This window comes from Mycobacterium sp. ZZG, assembly GCF_054786995.1.
This window is the reverse complement of the sequence record NZ_JBTBFV010000137.1, coordinates 1-2,037: the sequence shown is the minus strand read 5'-3', so window position 1 is coordinate 2,037 and position 2,037 is coordinate 1. Positions and strand designations below refer to the sequence as shown.

Below are 2,037 nucleotides of genomic sequence, written 5' to 3'. Positions count from 1 at the left end.
TGGGTGACTCCCAGAGATTTCGGTGGCCGCTGCAAGGTGGCGGCGATGATCTTGGACTCGTCAATCTCGGTCGGGCGCCCCGAGCGCTGCTCATCGACCAACGCCTCCACCCCACCAACCCGGTAGCGCTGCAGCCACTTGTCGACCGTCGGCCGTGACACCCCCACCACCGCGGCAATGTCGGCCTTCGCTGTTCCATCGGCTGACATCAAACACATCCGAGCCCGCCGCGTCAGACCGGCCGGCGTCGTCGAAGCCCGCACCAACCCCTCCAACCGTGCCCGATCCCCATCAACCAACAACAGCGGAGCCGCAGCACGATTCACCATTCCCACATACTATCAAACGTAAACTATTTTATCCCCCGGACCACTAGTCCTCGCGGCACGGGATTCGCCGTCACGACACCACGGATTCGCAGATACTCGTAGAGCCCGGCGATGCTGGACAACCGGCGCTTGATGGTGCGCGCCGACAATCCCTGCTCGCCGTCCTCGATGCGTACGACCGTCGCACCCCGACGCGGCTGACGCTGCTGCTTGAGGAAGTCGAGCACGTCATCGACGCTGACCTTCTCGGGTTCTCGGTCGACGACCTCGAAGAACACCTTCAGGTCGTAGGCGGTCGCCAGGACTGTGTTCGGTCGCGCCCGCGTGGCAACCAATTCGAGATAGTCGTCAACCAACTCGTGCCCGAGTGACACCATTCGGCCGCCGGTACTTGCGCCGCGCACCAGACAGGGATCGAACACCACGCACCTCCCGAGTCGAGGGTCCGCCTGCCCTGTAGCTATCACCAGCAGACACGCCGAGATCACCTGCATATCGTGACCAGTGCACGTAGGCGGCGGTCTCTCGTTCGACCTCGCCGCGGTCCTTCCAGGCGCGGCCGGTGTCGATCAGTTCGGTCTTGTACAAGCCGATCGCCGACTCCATGAGCGCGTTGTCGAGCGCATCGCCGACCGATCCTATGGATCCGGTGATGTTGGCCTCGGTCAGCGCAGCGGTGAATGCCAACGATGTGTACTGACTGCCCGCATCGCTGTGATGAACCAAACCGGTTGCGGTGAAGTCGAATCCGGATCGGCGGCGGGCGAACAACGCTTGCTCGACAACACTCGTCACCAACGGTGTGTGCTTGCTCGCCATGACTCGCCACCCGAGGATGCGTCGCGAAAACACATCCACGAGGAACGCGACGTAGACAAACCCCGCCAATGTACACACATACGTGAAGTCGGCCACCCACCACTGATCCGGATGTGTCGGTGTATCCCATTGTCGTTCAACATGATCAGGGAATCGTGGCGCCCTATCGTCTCGGTGGGTCGTGGTGGTGCGATGGCTGCCGCGTACAGCACCGGAGATGCCGCAGATCCCCATCAGCCGGCCGACCTGATCACGACCCATCACGTGACCGGCGCGCCACATCGTGTGATACATCTTGCGCACCCCGTACACACCGCGGTTCTTCTCGAACTGCTGGTAGACGGCATGAGCGGCGTAGGCCTCCTCGAGCATCGCTGCCGAGACCAGGCCACGCTGCTTGTGGGCATAGTAGGTGGATGGGGCAATCTGCATTCCGTACTCGGTGAGTACCCGGCAGATCGGATCGACCCCGAACCTGTCCCTGTGATCGTCGATGTACTCGACGATCAACGAAGTCGGCGGTCGATCTCCGCCGCGGCGAAAAACGCCGACGCCGTCTTCAAAATCTCATTGGCTCTGCGCAATTCGGAATTCTCACGACGCAGCTCACGCACCTGAGCATCCAACTCCCCACTGGTCGTACTCACCCCCGAGGAGACCACCGGCGTGTCCTTCTCGATCCAGTTACGCAGCGTCGCCTGATTGATATCGAGCATCTCGGCGACATGCCGGCGCGCCGCCGACTTCGACCCGCCCACCTCGCCGAGCCGATCCTGATACATCCGCACGGCACGCTCACGCGTCTCCTGGTCAAACTTCCGTGGTGCTCCCATAACAGCATTCTCCTGGTGAGATCACGGTCTCCACCAGACCCAGGACGGTTCAGATC

General features: G+C 62.1%; 3 protein-coding genes and 1 other annotated feature. All 3 genes read right to left on the bottom strand.

The window, feature by feature from the left end:
* Positions 1–329: helix-turn-helix domain-containing protein (locus tag ACXMYJ_RS28975; protein WP_460359535.1), on the bottom strand; the 329-nt coding region annotated here is incomplete at its 3' end.
* A gap of 23 nt (positions 330–352) precedes the next feature.
* Positions 353–706, bottom strand: coding sequence for a site-specific integrase (locus ACXMYJ_RS28970; RefSeq protein ID WP_460359534.1), 354 nt, complete (start codon positions 704–706; stop codon positions 353–355).
* A protein-coding gene (locus tag ACXMYJ_RS28965) for an IS3 family transposase (protein ID WP_460359533.1) occupies positions 678–1,981 on the bottom strand; the annotation gives its coding sequence in 2 pieces (ribosomal slippage) (positions 678–1,687 and positions 1,687–1,981; 1,305 coding nt in all). The genes ACXMYJ_RS28970 and ACXMYJ_RS28965 overlap by 29 nt, the downstream gene beginning before the upstream one ends.
* Positions 1,566–1,697: a sequence feature (AL1L pseudoknot), on the bottom strand. (Overlaps the previous gene by 132 nt.)
* Positions 1,982–2,037: the final 56 nt, after the last annotated feature.

Bases quoted from the DNA above. Each gene is read 5' to 3' on its own strand.
- ACXMYJ_RS28970 (WP_460359534.1), bottom strand. From the start codon at position 706: ATGGTGTCACTCGGGCACGAGTTGGTTGACGACTATCTCGAATTGGTT.